This window comes from Amycolatopsis circi (genome assembly GCF_003385235.1).
Taxonomy (GTDB): domain Bacteria; phylum Actinomycetota; class Actinomycetes; order Mycobacteriales; family Pseudonocardiaceae; genus Amycolatopsis; species Amycolatopsis circi.
The window spans coordinates 1-19,637 of the sequence record NZ_PQIA01000083.1 but is presented as its reverse complement, the minus strand read 5'-3'; the positions used below and the strand labels follow the sequence as shown (position 1 = coordinate 19,637).

Genomic DNA, 19,637 nt, shown 5'->3' with positions numbered 1-19,637 from the left:
ACTGACAGCAAGGGTTGCCGCAAGATGACCACCAGCACCAAATCCTCGGAGCGCCGGTTCCGCGCGCGCTCGAAGATGCGCAGGCGCCTCGCGGGCGTGCTCGCACTCGGCGTCGCCCTGGTGGGGGCCGGCGCCCTGTACGCCGTGTTCGCCCCGGAACCGCAGACCGCGCAGGCGCAGGGCGACCCGGCGCTGCTGCGCCAGGGCGAGCAGGTCTACAACAACACCTGCATCGAATGCCACGGCGCGAACCTCGAGGGCGTCAAGGACCGCGGTCCGAGCCTCATCGGCATCGGCGACGCGGCCGTCTACTTCCAGACTTCCTCCGGCCGGATGCCCGCGGCGCGCCAGGAGGCGCAGATCGCCCGCAAGCCGCCGAAGCTGAGCCCGAGCGAGATCGACGCGGTCGGCGCCTACGTGCAGGCGCACGGCGGCGGCGCGCAGCGTCCGGAGGAGCGCGGCGAGGCGCTGCGCGGCAACGACCCGGCGCGCGGCGGCGAGCTGTTCCGCCTCAACTGCGCCTCGTGCCACAACTTCACCGGCCGCGGGGGCGCGCTGTCGGCGGGCAAGTACGCGCCGCCGCTCGACCCGGCCACCGAAGAGCAGATCTACGACGCGATGCTCACCGGGCCGCAGAACATGCCGAAGTTCTCCGACCGCCAGCTCAGCGCGGAAGAGAAGAAGGACATCATCGCCTACGTCAAGTCGGTGTCCGACGGCAACAACGACCCGGGCGGCAACGGTCTCGGCGGGGTCGGCCCCGCCTCCGAAGGCGTCATCGCCTTCGTCGTCGGAATCGCCGCGCTCGTCGGCATTACGCTGTGGATTGGATCGAAGGCATGAGTGCCGAAGGGCCCAAGCCGCCCTCGGAGGCGGAGCTGGCTGAGATGGACCGCGACGAGCTGCTCAAGCTCGGCGGTCAGCTGGACGGCGTGGAAATCGTCGAGTACCCGGAGCCGTGGCCGGTCGAGGGCACCCGTGCGGAGCGGCGCGCACAGCGCTTCGTCGCGTTCTGGTTCGCCCTGTCGGCGCTCGCCGGGCTGGCGTTCGTGGTCGTGATGGCCTGGCCGAAGTGGTGGGAGTACAAGGACCCGAGCGACCCGAGCGGGCACGCGACCTACAGCCTCTACACCCCGGCGCTGGGCGTCACGCTCGGCCTCGCGGTGCTGGCGCTCGGCATCGGCGTGATCCTCTACACCAAGAAGTTCGTCCCGCACGAGGTCTCGGTGCAGCAGCGCAGCGACGGCCGCTCGGCGGAGGTCGACCGGGCCACCATCCTGGCCCACCTGGCCGACGCCGGGACCCGCAACGGCATCGCCCGCCGGTCGCTGATCAAGCGCACCGCCGGCGCGGGCGCGGGTGCGCTCGGCCTCGCGGTGGCGGCGCTGCCGATCGCGTCCTTCATCAAGGACCCGTGGAAGGACAGCGACAACGCGGACGGCCTCTGGCACACCGGATGGCTGCCGAACTTCAAGGGCGAGAAGGTCTACCTGCGCCGCAACACCGGCAACCTCGAGGCGGACGTCAAGGAAGGCGTCGCGCTGGTCAAGGCCGAGGACCTCGACGCGGGCGCGATGGAGACGGTCTTCCCCTACCGCGAGTCGGAGAAGGGCGACGAGAAGAAGCTGGCCGCGGCGCTGATGCGGGTCGACAACCCGGTCATGCTCATCCGGCTGCGCCCGACCGACGCCGCGCGCGTCGTCAAGCGCAAGGGCCAGGAGGACTACAACTTCGGCGACTACTACGCGTACACGAAGATCTGCAGCCACGTCGGCTGCCCGACCTCCCTGTACGAGCAGCGCACGAACCGCATCCTCTGCCCGTGCCACCAGTCGCAGTTCGACGCCCTGCACTACGCGAAGCCGATCTTCGGCCCGGCGACCCGTCCGCTGGCTCAGCTTCCGATCACGGTTGACGAAGAGGGATACTTGATCGCGAAGGGCGACTTCAACGAGGCCATCGGACCGGCCTTCTGGGAGCGTAAGTCATGAGTTCACTCACCACGCCGACCAAGGGCACGAGCGCACTCCAGAAGCACCTTGGCGAGGCCGCGGACAACGCGGACCAGCGCTACAAGCTGGCCAAGGGCCTGCGGCACCAGATGAACAAGGTGTTCCCGACCCACTGGTCCTTCCTGCTGGGCGAGATCGCCCTGTACAGCTTCATCGTCATCCTGCTGTCCGGGGTGTACCTGACGCTGTTCTTCGACCCCTCCATGCAGGAGGTCACCTACCACGGCAGCTTCACGAACATGCAGGGCATGCAAATGTCCCAGGCGTTCCGCACCACGCTGGACCTCTCGTTCGACGTGCGCGGCGGCCTGTTCGTACGGCAGCTGCACCACTGGGCGGCGCTGATCTTCGTCGCGTCGATGATGGTGCACATGCTCCGGATCTTTTTCACCGGCGCGTTCCGCAAGCCCCGTGAAGCGAACTGGGTCATCGGCGGCCTGTTGCTGATCCTGGGCATGTTCGAGGGCTTCTTCGGCTACTCGCTCCCGGACGACCTGCTGTCCGGCACCGGTATCCGCGCGACCCTGTCCGGCATCGTGCTGTCGGTGCCGGTGATCGGCACCTGGATCCACTGGGCGCTGTTCGGCGGGGAGTTCCCGGGCGACCAGATCATCCCGCGGCTCTACACGCTGCACATCCTGCTGATCCCGGGCATCATGCTGGCGCTGATCGGCGCGCACCTGGCGTTGGTCTGGTACCAGAAGCACACCCAGTTCCCGGGCGTGCGGCGCAAGGAGACCAACGTCGTCGGCGTGCGGATCATGCCGTACTTCGCCCTCAAGGGCGGCGCGTTCTTCACCCTCGTGGTGGGCGTGCTGGCGCTGATGTCCGGCCTGTTCCAGATCAACCCGGTGTGGAACTTCGGTCCGTACAACCCGTCGATGGTGTCCGCGGGATCCCAGCCCGACTTCTATATGGCCTGGGCAGACGGCATGCTCCGAATCTGGCCGGCGTGGGAGGTCTACCTCGGGAACTACACGATCCCGGCGGTGTTCTTCCCCGGCGCGATCGGCATGCCGATCCTGTTCGCGCTGCTGCTGACCTATCCGTTCCTGGAACGCAAGCTGTCCAAGGACAATGCGGCGCACAACCTGCTGCAGCGTCCGCGCGACGCACCGGTCCGCACCGCGCTGGGCATGATGGCGCTCGGGTTCTTCATGGTGATCGAGCTGTCCGGCTTCAACGACATCATCGCCGACCAGTTCGACATCTCGCTGAACGCGACGACGTGGGCCGGGCGCATCGGCGTGCTGATCGTGCCGCCGCTGGCGTACTACTTCACCTACCGGATCTGCCTCGGCCTGCAGCGGTCCGACCGGGAAGTGCTGGAGCACGGCGTCGAGACCGGCATCATCAAGCGGCTGCCGCACGGCGAGTTCATCGAGATCCACCAGCCGCTGGGCGGCACGGACAGCCACGGCCACGCCGTCCCGCTCGAGTACCAGGGCGCGGCGGTGCCGAAGAAGATGAACAAGCTCGGCACCGCGGGCCACGCCGTCCCGGGTTCGATCTGGACGCCGGACCCGGCGGAGGAGACGAAGGCGCTCGACCGCGCTCGCGGCAACGGCCACGGGACCGGGCACGGGAAGCTCGAAGGATCCGACGAGTCGACCGAGGTCGGTTCCGGGCACTGAGTCCCTGAGTTCTGAGTTCCGAATCAAGCCGGAAGGCCCCTTCCTCATCGCGAGGGAGGGGCCTTCTCGCGTGTTTCTAGAGCCGGATGCGGCCGACGATCTCGCCGTCGTCGTCGATTTCGCCGGTCGGCTGGAAGCCGATTCGCAGATAGAACGGCTCCGGGCTGTGCTTGCCCGGTCTCCAGCTGACCGTCACGGACTCGGCGTCGCGGCGGCGTGCTTCGGCCAGGACCGCTTCGACGGCGAACCGTCCGTAGCCCTTTTGCTGGTGTTTGGCGGCGATGTTCAGCCGCCAGAGATAGTGGCGGTAGGTGTCGGCCGGGTTGTCCGGGTCGAAGGCGGCCATGACGAAGCCGACGAGTTTCTTCCCGGCGTAGACCAGCCTCGGCCAGGCGATGTCCGGCTGGACGTAGGCTTCGGCGAGCGAACGGGGGACTGAGGAAACGTAGTCGCGCTGGCGTTTCGCCACTTTGAGATCGCAGGCATCGTCGACGTTGTCCACCGTGATTTCGACCAGACGCAGGGTCGTCATGCGAAGTACGGTAGCGCGGCCCGGGGCCTTCAGAGCTGGATGCGGGCGACGACCTCGCCCTCGTGGACCTGGCCGGTCGGCCGGAAACCCAGCCGCAGATAGAACGGTTCCGGGCTGTGCTCGCCCGGTACCCAGAGCACCGTCGCCGATTCGGCTCCGCGGCGGCGTGCTTCGGCCAGAACCGCCTCGACCGCGAACTTGCCGTAGCCCTTCTTTTGGTGCTCGGCGGCGATGTTCAACCGCCAGACGCCGCAACGGAAGTAGTCGATCGGACAGTCCGGGTCGAACGCGGCCATGACGAAGCCGACGAGGTCGTCCCCGGCGTAGACCAGCCTCGGCCAGGCGACGCCGGGCTGGGTGTAGGCCTCGGCCAGCGAGCGGACGACCGGAGCCACGTAGTTCTCCTGGTGGGGCGCCACCGACAGATGGCAGGCCGCGCCCACGTTGTCGCTGGTGACCTCGGCTAACCGCAGTGTCGTCATGCCCCGGACGTTAGCCCGGGGGTACGACAGTTTCCGGCGGGTCAGGCGCCTTCGACGCCGATCTCGAACGCGGAGTCGGTGTCGGCGCGCGAGTAGGACCGGAACGCGATGTGGGTGACGGTGTCGAGCACGCCGCGGACCTTGCCGATGCGGCCCGGGATCAGGTCGGCGAGGTCTTCGTGGGCCTGCACGCGCACGGTGGCGATGAGGTCGACGTCCCCGGCGCACGAGTAGACCTCGGACACCTGGTCGAGGTCCGCGATCGCCTGCGCGGCCTGCGGGATCTCCTCGGCCTCTACGTTGATCAGCACGATCGCCGTGATCACAGCGTTCCTCCCACTTGCTGGCGGTAACTCCTCGAGCGCGATCGTAGCCGGGAACGCGTCCGCGCACGCCGCAGCGGGGCGGTCAGCCTGGGATGTGTTGCACGGGCCGGGCAGTCAGCTCGCGTCGACGGCGGCTGGGTTATGCGGACAGGGCGGCGGGGTGGCTCAGCCTGCGACGTGTTCCAGAGACCGGGCGTCGGCGACCCGTGCGAGCCAGGCCTGCCACCCCGCAACAGCGGCGGGTTCGGCCCACGGCCGCGTGGTGCGGACGAGCCGGGTGCCGGGCCGGGCGAGCCAGCGCAGCAGAATCCCGACCTCCTCGCCGGGTGCTCCCCGCAGCGGACCATCTCCGGGGAGCACGGTTTCTCCTGCGGCCACCAGGGATTCGACGACCGGCATCGGCGGGACCCCACGGCGCGCGACCCCGGCGGACGCCAGGCGGCCGTACCGGATCACGGACAGTTCCCAGCCGCCGTTGCCGTCCGGGGCGGCGGCGATCAGTTCCGCGACCGACGCGAGCGCGGCCTGCCGGTGCGCGCGGCCGACGGCGCGGACCAGCCCGGCCAGTTCGTCGCGGTGGCGGGCGGCTTGTTCGTAGTGCCTTCGTTCCGCCATCTCCTCCAGCCTTGCCGCGGCCAAATGGAGCGGACGGCCGTCGTGGCCCGCGATGAGTCCGCGGGCGGCGTCGACGGCGGGGGAGTAGTCGGCGACCGTCTGCCTGCCCGCGCACGGCGCTCCGCAGCGGCCGAGTTCCGCCAGCACACACGGCGTGCCGGACGCGGCGGTGGCCGAGATGCGTTGCGTGCAGGTGCGCAGGCCGGAGGCGTCGGCGAGGGTATCGGCGGCGGTGCGCGCGTCGGCTTGGCTGCGGAACGGCCCGAGCGTGCCCGCGCGCGGAAGGCGCACTACGGAAAGCCGGGGGAAAGCCTCGTCGGTGAGGCTGATCCACCAGCCGTGGTGCGGGTTTTTCGACCGCCGGTTGTACGCGGGCCGGTGCGCGGCGATCAGCCGCAGTTCGCGGATCTCGGCTTCGAGGGAATGCGAACACTCGATGGCGTCCACCCGCTCCGCCAGCGCGACCATTTCCCTGATCCGGCCCCGGCTCTCGGAACCGGTGAAATAAGTCCGCACGCGCCGTCTGAGGTCGCGCGCGGTGCCGACGTACAGCACTTCGTCGCGCGGTCCCTTGAAGAGATACACGCCAGGCCGAGACGGGAGGTCGGCGGCGAGGTTTCGCTTGCGGCGCTGGGCTGGAGTGACGTGCGGGAGATAGTCGATCAACTCCTCGACGGTGTGCACGCCGAGGTTGCCGACGCGCTCCAGCAGCGCGTGCAGGACGTCGGTGGTGGCGCGGGCGTCGTCGAGCGCGCGGTGCGTCGGGCGGGTGCGCGCGCCGAGCAGCATCGACAGCGACGACAACCGGTAGCTTCGCGCTTCTTCGCGCGGGATCACGCGGCGTGCGAGCTTCACCGTGCAGACGACGGTGGCGCGCGGCCAGACGTAGCCGTGCCCGTCGCAGGCCGCCTTCATGAAGCTGGTGTCGAAGCCGGAGTTGTGCGCGACCAGCACGGCGCCCGCGATGAACTCCAGGAACGCGGGCAGCACGCGTTCGATCCGCGGCGCGTCGTAGACCATCGCCTGCGTGATCCCGGTCAGCTCGACGATCTGCGGCGGGATCGGCGTGCCCGGGTTGACCAGCGTCGCGAACTCGCCCAGCACCTGTCCGGCGCGGACCTTGACCGCGCCGATCTCGGTGATCCCGTCCGGGCCGGGCTTGGTGCCGGTGGTCTCGAGGTCGAACACGACGAACGTGGTGTCCCGCAGCGGGGTGCCGAGTTCGTCGAACGCCAGCTGAGCCTGGTCCGGGCTCGGTCGGGTCTCCATGATCGCGCACAGTAGGACCGACCACCGACAATCTTCGCGCGCGCAGCCCGTGGCGCGATGGTGACCAGCGGAACGGGCCGGTGCGGCGCGGGATCCGGCGGCGGGGCCTACCCTGGACCAATGCACCCTCAGCCCGTCGAGCCGGAAGAAGCCGCGGAGGCCGTCGGCCCCTCGGCGGTTCCGGCGCGGGCGGAGGAGGACGCCGAGGCCGTCGAAGCGGGGACGTGTCCGGAACCGTCGTCGTGGACGAGCCTGCCGGAGGCGGTGCGCGAGCGCATCGCCGAACTGGCCGCGGCCGCGGTCGCGAAACTCCCGGTCGCGGACGTGCCACGGCAACTGCGGCCGGTCGCGAAGTTCGCCCCGGCCAAGCGCGCGAAGCTCGGCGGCACCGCGCTGCTGACCGCCTTGGGAGATTCGGCGCAGTTCCGGACCGCGGTCCTGGAATGGCTGCGGGAGCACCGGACCGACGCGCTGGACCCGAACGTTTCGGACTCCGTCGCTGCCGCTGCCGCCGCGGTGCTGCTAGGTGAATCCGGTGCGACCGGCCGTGTGCGGCTGGTCGCGAAGAACGCCGAGGAAACCGCGTTGCGCGCTGAACGGGACGCGGCGCTGGCCCGGAATCAACGGCTGGAAGCGGAACTCGCCGAAGTGCGCACCGAGCTGGAAGAGGTTCGCGGGGCGGTCGAGAGCGTGCGCGGCGAACGCGAGGCCGAGGTCGAGAAGCTGTTGCGCCGGCTGCGTGAGCAGGGTGTGCTGCTGCGGCAGGCCAAGGACGCGGCCGAGGCGGCGCGGATCGAGCTGGCCGACGGGGGCGCGACGCGGGAACGCGAGATCGAGACGTTGAACGTGCAGCTCGACCGGGAACGCCGCCGGGTCGCTTCCGAACGGGCTCGTGCGGAACGGGCGGTCGCGGACGCGGAGATTGCCCGGCAGTCGGCGCGCGAGGCTCGCGAGGCCGACGAGGTCCGGCTGGCGTTGCTGGTGGACACGATCGACGGCGCGGTGCACGGCTTGCGTCGGGAACTCGCTTTGGGCGACCGTGGCGCCCGGCCGGCGGACATGGTGAGCGGCGCGCGGTCCGGGCTCGGGCCGGGCGGGCGGATCCAGGACGTCACGGCGCTCGACCGGCATCTGGCGTTGCCGAACGTCCATCTCATCGTGGACGGCTACAACGTCACCAAAACGGGTTATCCGGAGCTGGCGCTGGCCGATCAGCGAGACCGGCTGGTGCATCAGCTTTCGGCGCTGGCGGCGCGCACCTCGGCGGAGGTCACGGTGGTGTTCGACGGGGCCGGCGTGCTGTCGGTGCCCGCCGCGGTGCCGCGTGGGGTGCGAGTGCTGTTCTCCGAGCGCGGCGTGCTCGCCGACGACGTGATCCGGTCCCTGGTCGCGGCCGAGCCGAAGGGCCGTCCGATGGTCGTCGCGACGTCCGACCGGGCGGTCGCGGATTCGGTCCGCGCGGCCGGTGCGCACCCCGCTCCGTCGGCGGTGCTCGTCAGCCGATTGGGTCGGGTCTGACCCTGCCCGACGTCCGGGCCCCGAAAATTGTCGGTGGTGCTTCCTACCGTTTGTTCCCGAGGCGATTCCCGGAACCGGTCCGGGGCCTCTGAGCGAACGGAGGCTCAGCGATGGGCGAGAACAAGCAGGAGCGATTCGGAGCCGGTTTCGGCCTGCGCGCGGCGAACCCGGCTGACGGCAGCGGGGAAGCTCGCTGGGCCGCGGGTCCGGGGGATCAGCTCGACGGGGTCGACGGCGGGGCGGCTCAGCGGTCTCGCCCGCCGGACCGCGGCGGCCACCCGCACGGGGTGGATTCGTCGGTGAGTCTTGCCACGTCGGTGAGTCCGGCCACGCGGGACCGGGATCTGGAGGCGCGCCGGGAAAGCGGCGTTTCGGCTGGTTCCGGTGCGAGCGCTGAGGGTGCAGCTTCGTTAGGTGAAGGCGAGCGTGCGGAAGCTGCCAGCCGACGGCGATCGGCGCGGCGGCACGCTCCGACGTCGCGAAGCGCGAAGCGAACCTCCCGCCGGGAAGAGCGCCGTCCGGCCGGTGCGGTGGACGTCGCGGTCGAGGACATCGACACGTTCGTCGTCGATTGCGACCGGTGTGCGGTACGCGGGGCGGCGTGTGCCGATTGCGTGGTCAGCGTGCTGCTCGGGCCGCCGGTCGGCCTCGTCTGGGACGCGGACGAACGGCGAGCTGTCGACGCGCTCGCCGAGGCGGGGATGGTGCCGCGGCTGCGCCTGGTTCCGGAGACCGACAGTAGGTCGGCGTGACACCAGTGGGTGACACTGGCTCGCCGAGCGGTCGCCTCGGTGCGGTGAACGGTAAGTAACGGAGAGGGCCGTTTACGCTGCCGTGAAGTGTGGCCTAAGTCACATTCCACTGCCTTGCTGGTCCGATGGTGTTTCGCCGGACTACGGAGAGTTTTTACGGGGGGCCCGGTGGACGCGCCGACGGTCTTTTCGTAACCTGGCCGAGATCTCGCGCCAGGCAGCTGTCGGACGACGGCGACGCGGGATCGCCGCCGGTTCGGCTTTGTCGGGGAGTCAGGATCGGAACCAACCACCGTGCGCGGAAAAGCTGTTGTGGAACACGACGGCCGGAACGCGAACGGAAAGCGTGCGCGAAGAGGGCCCCCGACCTCTTCCGCGCCGGGGTTCCGGCCACGGCGGCCCGACGAGCAAAGGAGACCCGCGCGACCGTGCAGTCGCATCCAGTCAAGCGCGTGGTGTCAGGCGCCCTCGCGGCCGCCTCGGTGATCGCAATCGTCACCGCGGCGCAGCCAGCGGGCACCGCCGCCGCTTCCCCCCTCCCCGTCCTCCAGGCCCCGCCGGACTCCGGTTCGGACGCTCTCGCCAAGTACCGCGACCTCGCGGCGCAGGCGGAGAAGGCGAACGAGGACCTCCTCAAAGCCAAAGACGACCTGTCCGCGCGACAGGGCGACCTCGACAAGGCCAACGGGGACGTGGGCAACGCCCACAACCTCTCCGCGCAGGCCGCCGAGAACGAGAAGAAGTACAAGGTCGACGTCGACAAGTTCGCGAACGCGTCGTTCCTGTCCGGCGTGCAGATGAACAAGCTGTCCGCGCTCTTGGCGGGCACATCGACGCAGGAGTTCCTCGACCGTTCGGCGGCGCTGGACCAGATCGCGTCGCAGAAGGCCGTCGCGCTCGAGAAGCTCCAGGGCGCGGTCGACCAGGCCAAGGCCGCCGAGAAGCTGGCAGCCGACGCCGCGCAGCGGGCCACCGCGGCGCGCGACGCGGCCGCGAAGCTGACCGAAGACATCACGGCCAAGAAGAAGACGCTCGACGACCAGGTCGCCGAGCTGAAGAAGACCACGTCGGCGCTGAGCCAGGCGGACCGGAACGCGCAGAAGGACACCGGCGGCGACATCTCGGTGGACCTCGCGAACGCCGGCCCGGCCGCGGCGGCCGCCGTCCAGGCCGCGCTCAGCCAGCGGGGCAAGCCCTACGAGTGGGGCGCCACCGGGCCGAGTTCGTACGACTGCTCGGGCCTGATGCTGTGGGCCTACAAGCAGGCGGGCGTCACGCTGCCGCGTTCGAGCCAGGCGCAGAGCCAGACCGGCACGCCGGTCCCGCGCAGCCAGCTCCAGCCCGGCGACCTGGTGTTCTACTACACGCCGGTGTCGCACGTGGGCATGTACATCGGCAACGGGATGATGGTGCACGCGCCGACCACCGGCGACGTCGTCAAGATCTCGCCGCTGCAGAGCCAGTACGTGGGCGCGCGCCGGGTCGCCTGACCGGACGTTCTCGCCTCGCCGGGGCGGCACCGCATGACGCGGTGCCGCCCCGGTGTCGTTTGCGGGGTCTTCGAAGAAATCCGCTAGCTTCGCTCTTGGCCGACGGCGCTGCTGACCGGAGGGATCGACGATGTCGCTCGCGGGCGAACTGGTCACCGAGACCTTCGAATACGACGGCGGTCGCGAGGTCACGGTCTACGTCCCGGCAGATCGGCCCGAGGCGGTCGTGTTCGCCGGTGACGGCGAGCTGATCTCGCAGTGGGGCCGTGACCTCGAAGCCGCCGACGTGCCGCCCACGATGATCGTCGGTGCGCATCGCCTGGCCGACGAGACCCTGCGGCTCCACGAGTACTCGCCGGGTTTCAATCCGGAGCGGTTCTCGGCGCACGAGAGGTTTTTCCGCGAGGACGTCCGCCACTGGGCGCGATCGAGGTTCGGAGTGGCGCTGCCCGCCGAGCGCACCGCGGTGTGCGGTGTCTCGGCCGGTGGAGAATTGGCGCTGGCCATGGGACTTCGGCATCCGGACGGCTACGGCACGGTCTTGTGCGCCTCGCCGGGAGGCGGTTATCGACCGCCTGCTGACCTGCCGACGCTTCCGCGCACGTACCTCGTCGCCGGGACACAGGAACCGTTCTTCCTCGAGAACGCGACCCGGTGGGCGGACGCGCTGCGCGACGCCGGGGCGGACGTCGTCTTGACCGAGCGAGCCGGATCGCACGGCGGCGCGTTCTGGCGCGAAGAGTTCCCGCTGATGGTGGCGTGGGCGTTCGGACGATGAAAAGGCCAGGGGCACCTGCGCGGCAGCAGGCCTGATCAAGATCCTGCGGAGGTTGCCACGAGCGAGCGCAACCGCGCTCCGCAGCGCACTCCATCGTCCCGAGGACCGAGCCTCCGTCGGTTTCGCAGGTCGGCAAACACCCGGCAGGACGTTCTCGCTTCACCGGGCCGGTCCCGCCCGGCTGCTCGTCGGTAGCCTGCGGGGGTGCTGAGGACCCTGCTCGTGACGAACGACTTCCCGCCGCGCCCCGGGGGCATCCAGAACTACCTCAATTCGCTGGCCACCCGGCTGCCCGCGGACGACCTCGTCGTCTACGCGCCCTCCTGGGAGCGCAGCAGCGGTTCGCACGTCGAGTTCGACGCGGCCGCTCCGTTCGAAGTCGTCCGGCATCCGACGTCGCTGATGCTGCCCACCCCCGACGTCCTGCGGCGCGCGAAGCAGATCATGCGCGCTCGCGACTGTGAAGCCGTGTGGTTCGGCGCGGCCGCCCCGCTCGCGCTGCTGGGCCATCCGCTGCGGCAAGCTGGCGCGCGTCGGATCGTCGCCTCCACGCACGGGCACGAAGTCGGCTGGTCGATGCTGCCGGGTTCGCGGCAGGCGTTGCGGCGGATCGGCGAGACCGTCGACGTGGTCACGTACGTCAGCAAGTACACCCGCAACCGGTTCGCCGCGGCGTTCGGTCGGCATGCCGGGCTCGAAATGCTGCCGAGTGGTGTCGACACCACGGTTTTCGCGCCGGATCCGGCTGGCCGGGAGGAAATCCGTGCCCGGCATGGGCTCGGCGATCGGCCGACTGTCGTGTGCGTTTCGCGGCTGGTTCCCCGCAAGGGGCAGGACATGCTGATTTCCGCGCTGCCCGCGATCCGCGAGCGCGTGCCCGGCGCGGCGTTGCTGCTCGTCGGCGGCGGTCCGTACCGCAAGCGCCTTACCCAGCTGGCCGAGGTGCTCGATGTCGCCGACGACGTGGTCTTCACCGGCTCGGTGCCGTGGGAGGAACTGCCCGCGCACTACAACGCGGGCGACGTCTTCGCGATGCCTGCCCGTACGCGCGGCAAGGGGCTTGACGTGGAAGGGCTCGGCATCGTCTACCTGGAGGCGTCCGCGACCGGGCTGCCGGTGGTCGCGGGCACGTCCGGCGGCGCACCGGAGGCGGTGCTGGACGAGGTGACCGGCCACGTCGTCGACGGCCGTGACCCGGGACAGCTCGCGGAGACTCTGGCGGCCCTGCTGTCGGACCCGGTCCGGGCCCGCAGGATGGGCGAGGCGGGCCGTTCGTGGGTCGCGGAGAACTGGCGCTGGGACACGATGGCGCGGCGGCTGTCGACGCTCCTGGACGGCGATCCGGTGGCGGCGGTGCGCTGACCCCGGATCAGGGTTCGTAGATCGCGGGGTGGCGCGGGTCGTCCACGCGGACCACGACGTCCGCGAGGGCGCTCGGGTCGACTTCGTTCTCGTAGCGTTCGTAAGCGGGCAGTGCCCATTCGTCGGCGACCCGGCGGCGCAGGGCACCCGGCGAAAGCCACAAATGCACCACGAAATCGAACGCCAATCCCGCGCCCAGCAAGAATTCCCCGTCGACCAGGACGACGCCGCGGTCCGGGACGGGGACGCGCGGCAGCCGGGTCGCGCGGTCGCGTTCGGCGTCCCACAGCGCGGGCAGCACTTCGCCGCTGCCGTCGTCGGCGAGCGGGTCCAGGACTTCCCGGCGCAGACCGCCCACGTCGAGCCAATCGGTGTACCGGGCGTCCGGATCTTGTTTCCCGTGCTCGAAACGGAGCGACGCCGGTCGCAAAAAACCGGCGGCGGGCACGTGCAGCGCGGCCCGGCCGAGCAGCTTCAGCGGGTCGGTCAGCGCCTCGGCGAGCGGGCCCGTTCCGGCCGCTCCGTCGATCGCGACCGCGATTCGTCGGCGGTGGGCAAGCGCGTTGACGCGCTCGGTCAGCTCGGCGGCCAGGGCGTCGGGGGAAATGGGGCGGTAGCGCACGATCGCATGATCCCGCACCGGTTTCCGTCGGTCCCCGATGCCATGCTGGCGGCAGGGCCGACGAGGAGGGCAAGAGCGGGCGGAGTGGTTGGGAGACAGCCGTTTCCCGCATGATGCCGTACCCGGGCAGCCGGGTAGGGGAGTTCCTGGCGTGGGACGGGACGGAGATCTGGCTCGGCCCGGGCGTCGAGCTGCCGCGCGAACGCGGGGCCGGATACGAGACCGGACACGGCACGACCGGGGAAATCCGCAGCTGCTCCGAGGACCGGTTGCGGCTCGCCTACTGGGACCACGATTCTTTGCTGGAGATCGAGGTCGCGGACCTCGGCAAGCGCAGCACGCTGAAGATCCGCCAGGAGCGGCTCGCGGACGTGGCGGAGAAGGCCGGGCAGCGGGCATATTGGAAACAAGCGGTCGAGCGCGTCGAGGCGGCATTGGCCGAACGCGGACCGAACTGCCCAGGGGGTCCCAGCAGTGAGCGTCGACGAACAAGCCGAGGAACTCCCTTTCGCGGGCGAGGAATTCTGGCAGAACCCGCACGAATGGCTGGCGCGGCGGCGCGAATCCAGTGCGGTGTGCCCGGTGACCGCCCGGCGCGGCATCCCGTCCTACCTGGTCAGCGGATACGAGCAGGCGCGCGAGCTGCTCAACGATCCTCGGGTCAGCAAGGACAGCGCCGACGTGCAGCGGGTGTACGCGGCGAAGGTCGGCCAGGACGTCCAGGGGCCGGACTTCGGCACCCTGCTCACCCGGCACATGCTCAACAGCGATCCGCCTGCCCACACCCGGCTGCGCAAGCTGGTGAACAAGGCGTTCACCGCCCGCACCGTCGCCCGGCTGCGGCCGCGGATCCAGGAGATCGCCGATTCGCTGCTCGACGAGATGGCCGGGCACGAGCAGATCGACCTGGTGCAGGCGTTCGCCGAGCCGTTGCCGATCACCGTGATCTGCGAGCTGCTCGGCGTGCGGGTCGAGGACCGCGGCGAGTTCACTGCCTGGTCGCACACGCTGCTGTCGTTCTCCGAGGACCCGGAGTCCCAAGCCGTGGCGGCGCGCGAGATGCAGGACTACCTGCAGCAGCTGGTCGAGAGCAAACGCGCCGAACCGGCCGAGGACCTGTTGTCAGACCTCGTGCACGCCAGCGACGAAGGCGATTCGCTCGACGCGGACGAACTGATCTCGATGGCGTTCCTGCTGCTGGTCGCCGGGCACGAGACCACGGTCAACCTGATCGCCAACGCCACGTTCGCGTTGCTGCGCGCGCCCGAACAGGCGGAGAAACTGCGCGCCGACCCGAGCCTGATGCCGGGTGCGGTCGAGGAATTCCTCCGGTTCGACGGGCCGATCAACTTCGCGACGCTGCGCTACACGGTCGAGGAGATCGAGGCGGGCGGCGTCACAGTGCCGGCCGACGAGTTCCTGCAGATTTCGCTGTTGTCGGCCAACCGCGACCCGGAGAAGTTCCCCGACCCGGACACTCTCGACGTCACGCGCCCGCCCGGCGGGCACCTCGCGTTCGGGCACGGCATCCACTACTGCGTCGGCGCGCCGCTGGCCCGGCTGGAGGCGCAGATCGCGCTGGGCTCGCTGCTGAAGCGGTTCCCGGAGCTGAGCCTGGCCGTGCCGGTCGAAAGGATCGTCTACCGGCCGAGTTCGCTGGTGCACGGCGTGCTGGCGCTGCCGGTGCGGCTGAACGGGGCGTAGCGGCTGTCACTGCGGAGCCGCCCGCCGCCCGGTTAGGGTCGGCGGGTGGAACCCAGTGCTGCCGATCTCCTCGCCCTCGACGCCGCGCACGTCTGGCATCCCTACGCGCCGATGCCGGGCCGCGTGCCGCCACTGCTCGTCGAAGAGGCGAGCGGGGTGCGGCTGAAGCTCGCCGACGGACGGGAATTGGTCGACGGCATGTCGTCCTGGTGGGCGGCGGTGCACGGCTACCGGAACCCGGTGCTCGACGCGGCGCTGGCGCAGCAGGCCGGGCGGATGAGCCACGTGATGTTCGGCGGGCTCACGCACGAACCGGCGATCACGCTCGCGAAGACCCTGGTCGACATGACCCCGGACGGGCTCGAGCACGTCTTCCTGTGCGATTCGGGCTCCGTTTCGGTCGAGGTCGCGGTGAAAATGTGCCTGCAGTACCAGCGTTCTCGTGGGCTGCCTGGCAAACACCGGCTGCTGACCTGGCGCGGTGGCTATCACGGCGACACGTTCACGCCGATGAGTGTCTGCGATCCGGATGGCGGCATGCATTCGCTGTGGCGCGGAGTGCTGCCGGAACAGGTTTTCGTGCCGGCGCCGCCGTCCGGTTTCGACTCCGAGGTCGATCAGTCCTATGTGGACGAACTGGCGAAAGCGATCGAGCAGCACGCGGACGAACTGGCCGCGGTGATTGTGGAACCGGTGGTGCAAGGCGCGGGCGGCATGCGGTTTCACCATCCTGGCTATCTGCGCGCGCTGCGTGAGCTGACCCGCGAGCACGGCGTGCTGCTGGTTTTTGACGAGATCGCGACCGGATTCGGCCGTACCGGAAGGCTTTTCGCCGCCGAGCACGCTGGCGTGATGCCCGACGTGTTGTGTGTCGGCAAGGCACTCACTGGCGGCTATCTCACGATGGCCGCCGCGTTGTGCACGCCCGAAATCGCTGACGGCATCACGCGTGGCGAACTGCCGGTGCTCGCGCACGGCCCGACGTTCATGGGGAATCCGCTGGCTTCGGCGGTCGCCAATGCTTCGCTCGGCTTGCTGGCTGAAGGCCAATGGCAGAACGACGTCGCCCGGATCGAAACCGCGCTGCGCCAAGGACTCGAACCGGCTCGGGAACTGCCGCACGTCGTGGATGTGCGGGTGCTGGGCGCGATCGGCGTGCTGCAGCTCGATCATGAAGTGGACATGGGCGTCGCGACCGAAGTGGTGACAGCCGAAGGTGCGTGGCTGCGGCCGTTCCGGGACCTGATCTACGCGATGCCGCCGTACATCAGCACCGATGCCGACCTGGCGGTGATCACGTCGGCGATGCTCGCCGCCGCGGCGAAAGCCTGAGGTTACTTCGGGTTAGGCGTGGCTGCGTGTAGTGGACGGGGCGGAGTCGCGCAACCCGATCGTGGGTTATTCGATAAAGATCCACTCCATAGGGTGGGACATAGCGGACATTTCACAAGGGTCCCGGTTTCCTGGTGATCATGAGACGACTTGCCGTGCTTCGCCACGACGTGCCCGCCTCGCTCGTGGTCTTCCTCGTCGCGGTCCCGCTTTCGCTCGGGATCGCGCTCGCGTCCGGCGCCCCGATCGTCGCCGGGCTGATCGCCGCCGTCGTCGGCGGCGTGGTCGCCGGTGCCCTCGGCGGCTCTCCGCTCCAGGTCAGCGGGCCCGCGGCCGGGCTGACCGTGCTGATGGCCGAGACGATTTCGACCTTCGGCTGGGCGGTCACCTGCCTGATCACCGTCCTCGCCGGGGCGCTGCAGATCCTGTTCGGCCTGAGCCGCGTCGCGCGGGCGGCGCTGGCCATCTCGCCGGCGATCGTGCACGGGATGCTCGCCGGGATCGGCATCACGATCGTGCTCGGCCAGCTGCACGTGCTGTTCGGCGGAAAGGCGCGGAGTTCGGCGCTGGAGAACATCGCCCAGCTGCCCGCGCAGATCGCCGCCCACCACGACGCCGCCGCGCTGATCGGCGTCCTGACCCTCGCCATCCTGCTGCTTTGGCCCAAACTCCCTGCTGCGGTAAAGAAAATCCCCGGACCGCTGGCGGCGATCGCGGTCGCGACGCTCGTGTCCTTGGCCGCCGGGATGACGCTGCCGCGCGTCGAACTGTCCGGTGATCTGCTGCAGATCCGCTTCACGCCGCAACTGCCGGACGGCGGGTGGGGCCAGGTCGCGGTCGCAGTGGTCACGATCGCGCTGATCGCCAGCGTCGAGAGCCTGCTGTCCGCGGTCGCCGTCGACAAACTGCAGAACGGCCCGCGCGCCGACCTGAACCGCGAGCTGGTCGGTCAGGGCGCGGCGAACATGGTGTCCGGTGCCCTCGGCGGGCTGCCGGTCACCGGCGTGATCGTGCGCAGTTCCACGAACGTCGCGGCCGGGGCGCGCACGCGGGCGTCGGCGATCCTGCACGGCGTGTGGGTGCTGGTGTTCGTGGTCGCGCTCGCCGGAGTGCTGAAGTCGATTCCGCTGGCCGCGCTCGCCGGGCTGCTGGTGCACGTCGGCGCGAAGCTGGTCAATCCCGGACATCTGCGGCAGGTGCTGCGACACGGCGATCTGCCGCTTTACCTGGTGACCGTCGCCGGGGTGGTCGTGTTCGACCTGCTGACCGGCGTGCTCGCCGGGATTGTGCTGGCCGTGCTGCTGATGCTGCGCCGCACCGTGTGGTCGGGCGTGCATGCCGAGCAGCACAGCGGCGAATGGCGCGTGATTGTCGAAGGCGTGCTGACGTTCCTGTCGGTGCCACGGCTGACGAAGGTGCTCGGCACGATCCCGGCGGGGTCGAAGGTGACGCTGGAACTCGTCGCCGATTACCTCGACCACGCGGCGTTCGAAAGCCTTTCGGCCTGGCAGCAGGCGCACGAACGGACCGGCGGCACGGTAGTCGTCGACGAGATCGGGCATCCGTGGTTCGCCAAGGGCAAGGAGGGCCGTCCGACGCTCCGGCGCACCGCGGCGGCCGGTGCGATGCCGAGGTGGCTGGCTCCGTGGTCAGCCTGGCAGGCCGTGGACGTGCGGGTGCCTGGGCAGCGCACGCACCGGGGTGCGACGGAATTCCAGCGCCGGGCCGCTCCGCTGCTCAAGGACGTCCTCAGCGGGCTCGCGCACGCTCAGCAGCCGCACACGCTGTTCATCACTTGCGGTGATTCGCGGATCGTGCCGAACCTGATCACCACGTCCGGTCCGGGCGATCTGTTCACCATCCGCAACATCGGCAACCTGGTGCCGCCGGGGCAGGCCGATCCGTCGACCAACGCGGCGATCGAATTCGCGGTCGGGGTGCTGCAGGTGCGGGAAATCGTGGTGTGCGGGCACTCCTCGTGCGGTGCGATGGGCGCGCTGGCCAGCGGTCCGCCCGCGGACACCGCGCTGGCGTCCTGGCTGGTGCACGCCGAACCGAGCCGGAAGCGGGCCGGGGCGGTGACCCTCGACGGGGAGCGCCCGGAGCGCGAACCGGACCGGCTGGCGTTGCACAACGTCCTGCAGCAGCTGACGCATTTGCGGCAGTACCCGCTGGTGGCCGAGGCCGAAGCGCGCGGTGAGTTGGCGCTGACCGGGCTGTACTTCGACGTCGGCGAGGCGCAGGTGTACCTCTCCGACCCGGCGACGGGGGAGTTCATGGCCGCCGGGGCTCCCGCGGCCGCTCCGGCCGGCTGACTCGGGCCCTCGCGCGTGCCTCCGGGTGCGCGCGAGGGAACCCCGAGTGTTGACATCGGGGAGCACGTCAATATCTTGATGGCTCGTGACGACGCTCGTGATGACCGGAACCGGGACCGACGTCGGCAAAACGGTCGCCACTGCGGCGATCGCGGCGCTGGCCCTCGCGCAGGGACGACGCGTGGCGGTGCTGAAACCCGCGCAGACCGGCGTGCTGCCCGGAGAAGCAGGCGACCTGGCCGAGGTGGAGCGGCTGGCGGGCAAGGACCTGACGATCCGCGAACTGCGCCGCTACCCCGACCCGCTGTCCCCGGAAGCCGCTTCGCGCCGCTCCGGCCTGCCCGCCGTCGGCCCCGGCGAAATCGCCGCCGCCGCGAGCGAACTGGACACCGCCCACGACCTCACGCTGGTCGAAGGCGCAGGCGGCCTGCTGGTCCGCTTCGATTCCCAAGGCAGCACCCTGGCAGATGTCGCCTGGTCCCTGGGCGCGCCGGTGGTTTTGGTAGCCCAAGCCGGACTGGGCACGCTCAACACCACCGCTCTGACGGCCGAAGTAGCCACCCGCCGAGGCCTGAACGTAGTCGGCGTCATCATCGGCTCCTGGCCCGCCGCCCCCGACCTGGCCGCCCTGGAAAACCTCCAAGACCTCCCCGTCGCCGCCGGTGCCCCTCTGCTGGGTGCCCTCCCCGCCGGCCTGGGCACCGCGGACCGCGACACCTTCGCCGACCAGGCCCGGCAGGCCCTGTCCCCCTGGTTCGGCGGCGAATTCGACCCGGAAGCCTTCACCGCCGCCGCCTCCACCCAAAAATGATGCTGCTTCCTAGCCCGATGCTCACTCTCCCGCGACACCTCGCCTCGCCTCCCGCGCAAACCCCAGCAACCCCAAGTAAGTTG

The 19,637-nt window shown here is 70.1% G+C and carries 17 protein-coding genes; 12 read left to right on the top strand and 5 right to left on the bottom strand.

The window, feature by feature from the left end; genetic code table 11:
• Positions 1 to 24: 24 nt before the first annotated feature.
• From qcrC to qcrB, 3 genes are read left to right on the top strand one after another with little or no spacing between them, the layout of a single operon-like run.
• Entirely contained in the window at positions 25 to 843 is an 819-nt protein-coding gene (gene qcrC / locus D0D37_RS29535) for a cytochrome bc1 complex diheme cytochrome c subunit (RefSeq protein WP_116203865.1), read from the top strand.
• Positions 840 to 1,991: a cytochrome bc1 complex Rieske iron-sulfur subunit gene (gene qcrA, locus D0D37_RS29530; protein ID WP_116203864.1), complete on the top strand. Its 1,152-nt coding sequence runs from the start codon at positions 840 to 842 to the stop codon at positions 1,989 to 1,991. Before qcrC ends, qcrA begins: the two co-directional genes overlap by 4 nt.
• Positions 1,988 to 3,646 carry a cytochrome bc1 complex cytochrome b subunit gene (qcrB, locus tag D0D37_RS29525; protein WP_116203863.1) on the top strand — a complete coding sequence of 553 codons (1,659 nt, stop codon included), beginning with the start codon at positions 1,988 to 1,990 and terminating at the stop codon, positions 3,644 to 3,646. The genes qcrA and qcrB overlap by 4 nt, the downstream gene beginning before the upstream one ends.
• Positions 3,647 to 3,722: 76 nt before the next feature.
• On the opposite strand, the gene D0D37_RS29520 is transcribed toward qcrB, so the two are convergent.
• The 4 genes from D0D37_RS29520 to D0D37_RS29505 form a co-directional block, all read right to left on the bottom strand.
• Positions 3,723 to 4,178, bottom strand: a complete 456-nt coding sequence (locus D0D37_RS29520; protein ID WP_116203862.1) for a GNAT family N-acetyltransferase — start codon at positions 4,176 to 4,178, stop codon at positions 3,723 to 3,725.
• 29 nt (positions 4,179 to 4,207) lie between these two features.
• On the bottom strand, positions 4,208 to 4,660 hold the full coding sequence (locus D0D37_RS29515) for a GNAT family N-acetyltransferase (protein WP_116203861.1): 453 nt from the start codon (positions 4,658 to 4,660) through the stop codon (positions 4,208 to 4,210).
• A 41-nt stretch (positions 4,661 to 4,701) separates the two neighbouring features.
• Positions 4,702 to 4,986: an Lrp/AsnC family transcriptional regulator gene (locus D0D37_RS29510; RefSeq protein WP_009074830.1), complete on the bottom strand. Its 285-nt coding sequence runs from the start codon at positions 4,984 to 4,986 to the stop codon at positions 4,702 to 4,704.
• A 165-nt stretch (positions 4,987 to 5,151) separates the two neighbouring features.
• A complete protein-coding gene (locus tag D0D37_RS29505; protein ID WP_116203860.1) occupies positions 5,152 to 6,870 on the bottom strand; it encodes a DEDD exonuclease domain-containing protein in 1,719 nt (572 codons plus the stop codon).
• Positions 6,871 to 6,990: 120 nt separating this feature from the next.
• On the opposite strand from D0D37_RS29505, the gene D0D37_RS29500 reads away from it, so the two are divergent.
• The 5 genes from D0D37_RS29500 (at position 6,991) to D0D37_RS29480 (ending at position 12,770) form a co-directional block, all read left to right on the top strand.
• Positions 6,991 to 8,388, top strand: coding sequence for an NYN domain-containing protein (locus D0D37_RS29500; protein ID WP_116203859.1), 1,398 nt, complete (start codon positions 6,991 to 6,993; stop codon positions 8,386 to 8,388).
• Positions 8,389 to 8,918: 530 nt separating this feature from the next.
• Positions 8,919 to 9,140, top strand: a complete 222-nt coding sequence (locus D0D37_RS29495; protein ID WP_037358162.1) for a hypothetical protein — start codon at positions 8,919 to 8,921, stop codon at positions 9,138 to 9,140.
• 428 nt (positions 9,141 to 9,568) lie between these two features.
• Positions 9,569 to 10,630, top strand: a complete 1,062-nt coding sequence (locus D0D37_RS29490; RefSeq protein WP_116203858.1) for a C40 family peptidase — start codon at positions 9,569 to 9,571, stop codon at positions 10,628 to 10,630.
• 130 nt (positions 10,631 to 10,760) lie between these two features.
• Complete coding sequence (locus tag D0D37_RS29485) at positions 10,761 to 11,408, top strand: alpha/beta hydrolase (protein ID WP_116203857.1); 648 nt, start codon at positions 10,761 to 10,763, stop codon at positions 11,406 to 11,408.
• Positions 11,409 to 11,612: 204 nt separating this feature from the next.
• Positions 11,613 to 12,770 carry a glycosyltransferase family 4 protein gene (locus D0D37_RS29480; RefSeq protein ID WP_208720200.1) on the top strand — a complete coding sequence of 386 codons (1,158 nt, stop codon included), beginning with the start codon at positions 11,613 to 11,615 and terminating at the stop codon, positions 12,768 to 12,770.
• Positions 12,771 to 12,777: 7 nt separating this feature from the next.
• On the opposite strand, the gene D0D37_RS29475 is transcribed toward D0D37_RS29480, so the two are convergent.
• Positions 12,778 to 13,392 carry a nucleoside/nucleotide kinase family protein gene (locus tag D0D37_RS29475; protein WP_116203884.1) on the bottom strand — a complete coding sequence of 205 codons (615 nt, stop codon included), beginning with the start codon at positions 13,390 to 13,392 and terminating at the stop codon, positions 12,778 to 12,780.
• A 474-nt stretch (positions 13,393 to 13,866) separates the two neighbouring features.
• Here D0D37_RS29475 and D0D37_RS29465 point away from each other — a divergent pair, with 474 nt between their 5' ends.
• The 4 genes from D0D37_RS29465 to bioD all read left to right on the top strand — a co-directional run bounded on the left by D0D37_RS29465 (position 13,867) and on the right by bioD (position 19,554).
• The gene (locus tag D0D37_RS29465) at positions 13,867 to 15,096 is read left to right on the top strand and encodes a cytochrome P450 family protein (RefSeq protein WP_116203855.1); all 1,230 of its coding nucleotides are present in this window, start codon (positions 13,867 to 13,869) and stop codon (positions 15,094 to 15,096) included.
• Between the two features lie 45 nt (positions 15,097 to 15,141).
• The gene (locus tag D0D37_RS29460) at positions 15,142 to 16,428 is read left to right on the top strand and encodes an adenosylmethionine--8-amino-7-oxononanoate transaminase (RefSeq protein WP_116203854.1); all 1,287 of its coding nucleotides are present in this window, start codon (positions 15,142 to 15,144) and stop codon (positions 16,426 to 16,428) included.
• A gap of 140 nt (positions 16,429 to 16,568) precedes the next feature.
• The gene (locus tag D0D37_RS29455; protein WP_208720199.1) at positions 16,569 to 18,743 is read left to right on the top strand and encodes a SulP family inorganic anion transporter; all 2,175 of its coding nucleotides are present in this window, start codon (positions 16,569 to 16,571) and stop codon (positions 18,741 to 18,743) included.
• 85 nt (positions 18,744 to 18,828) lie between these two features.
• Positions 18,829 to 19,554, top strand: coding sequence for a dethiobiotin synthase (bioD, locus tag D0D37_RS29450; RefSeq protein WP_116203852.1), 726 nt, complete (start codon positions 18,829 to 18,831; stop codon positions 19,552 to 19,554).
• Positions 19,555 to 19,637 lie beyond the last annotated feature (83 nt).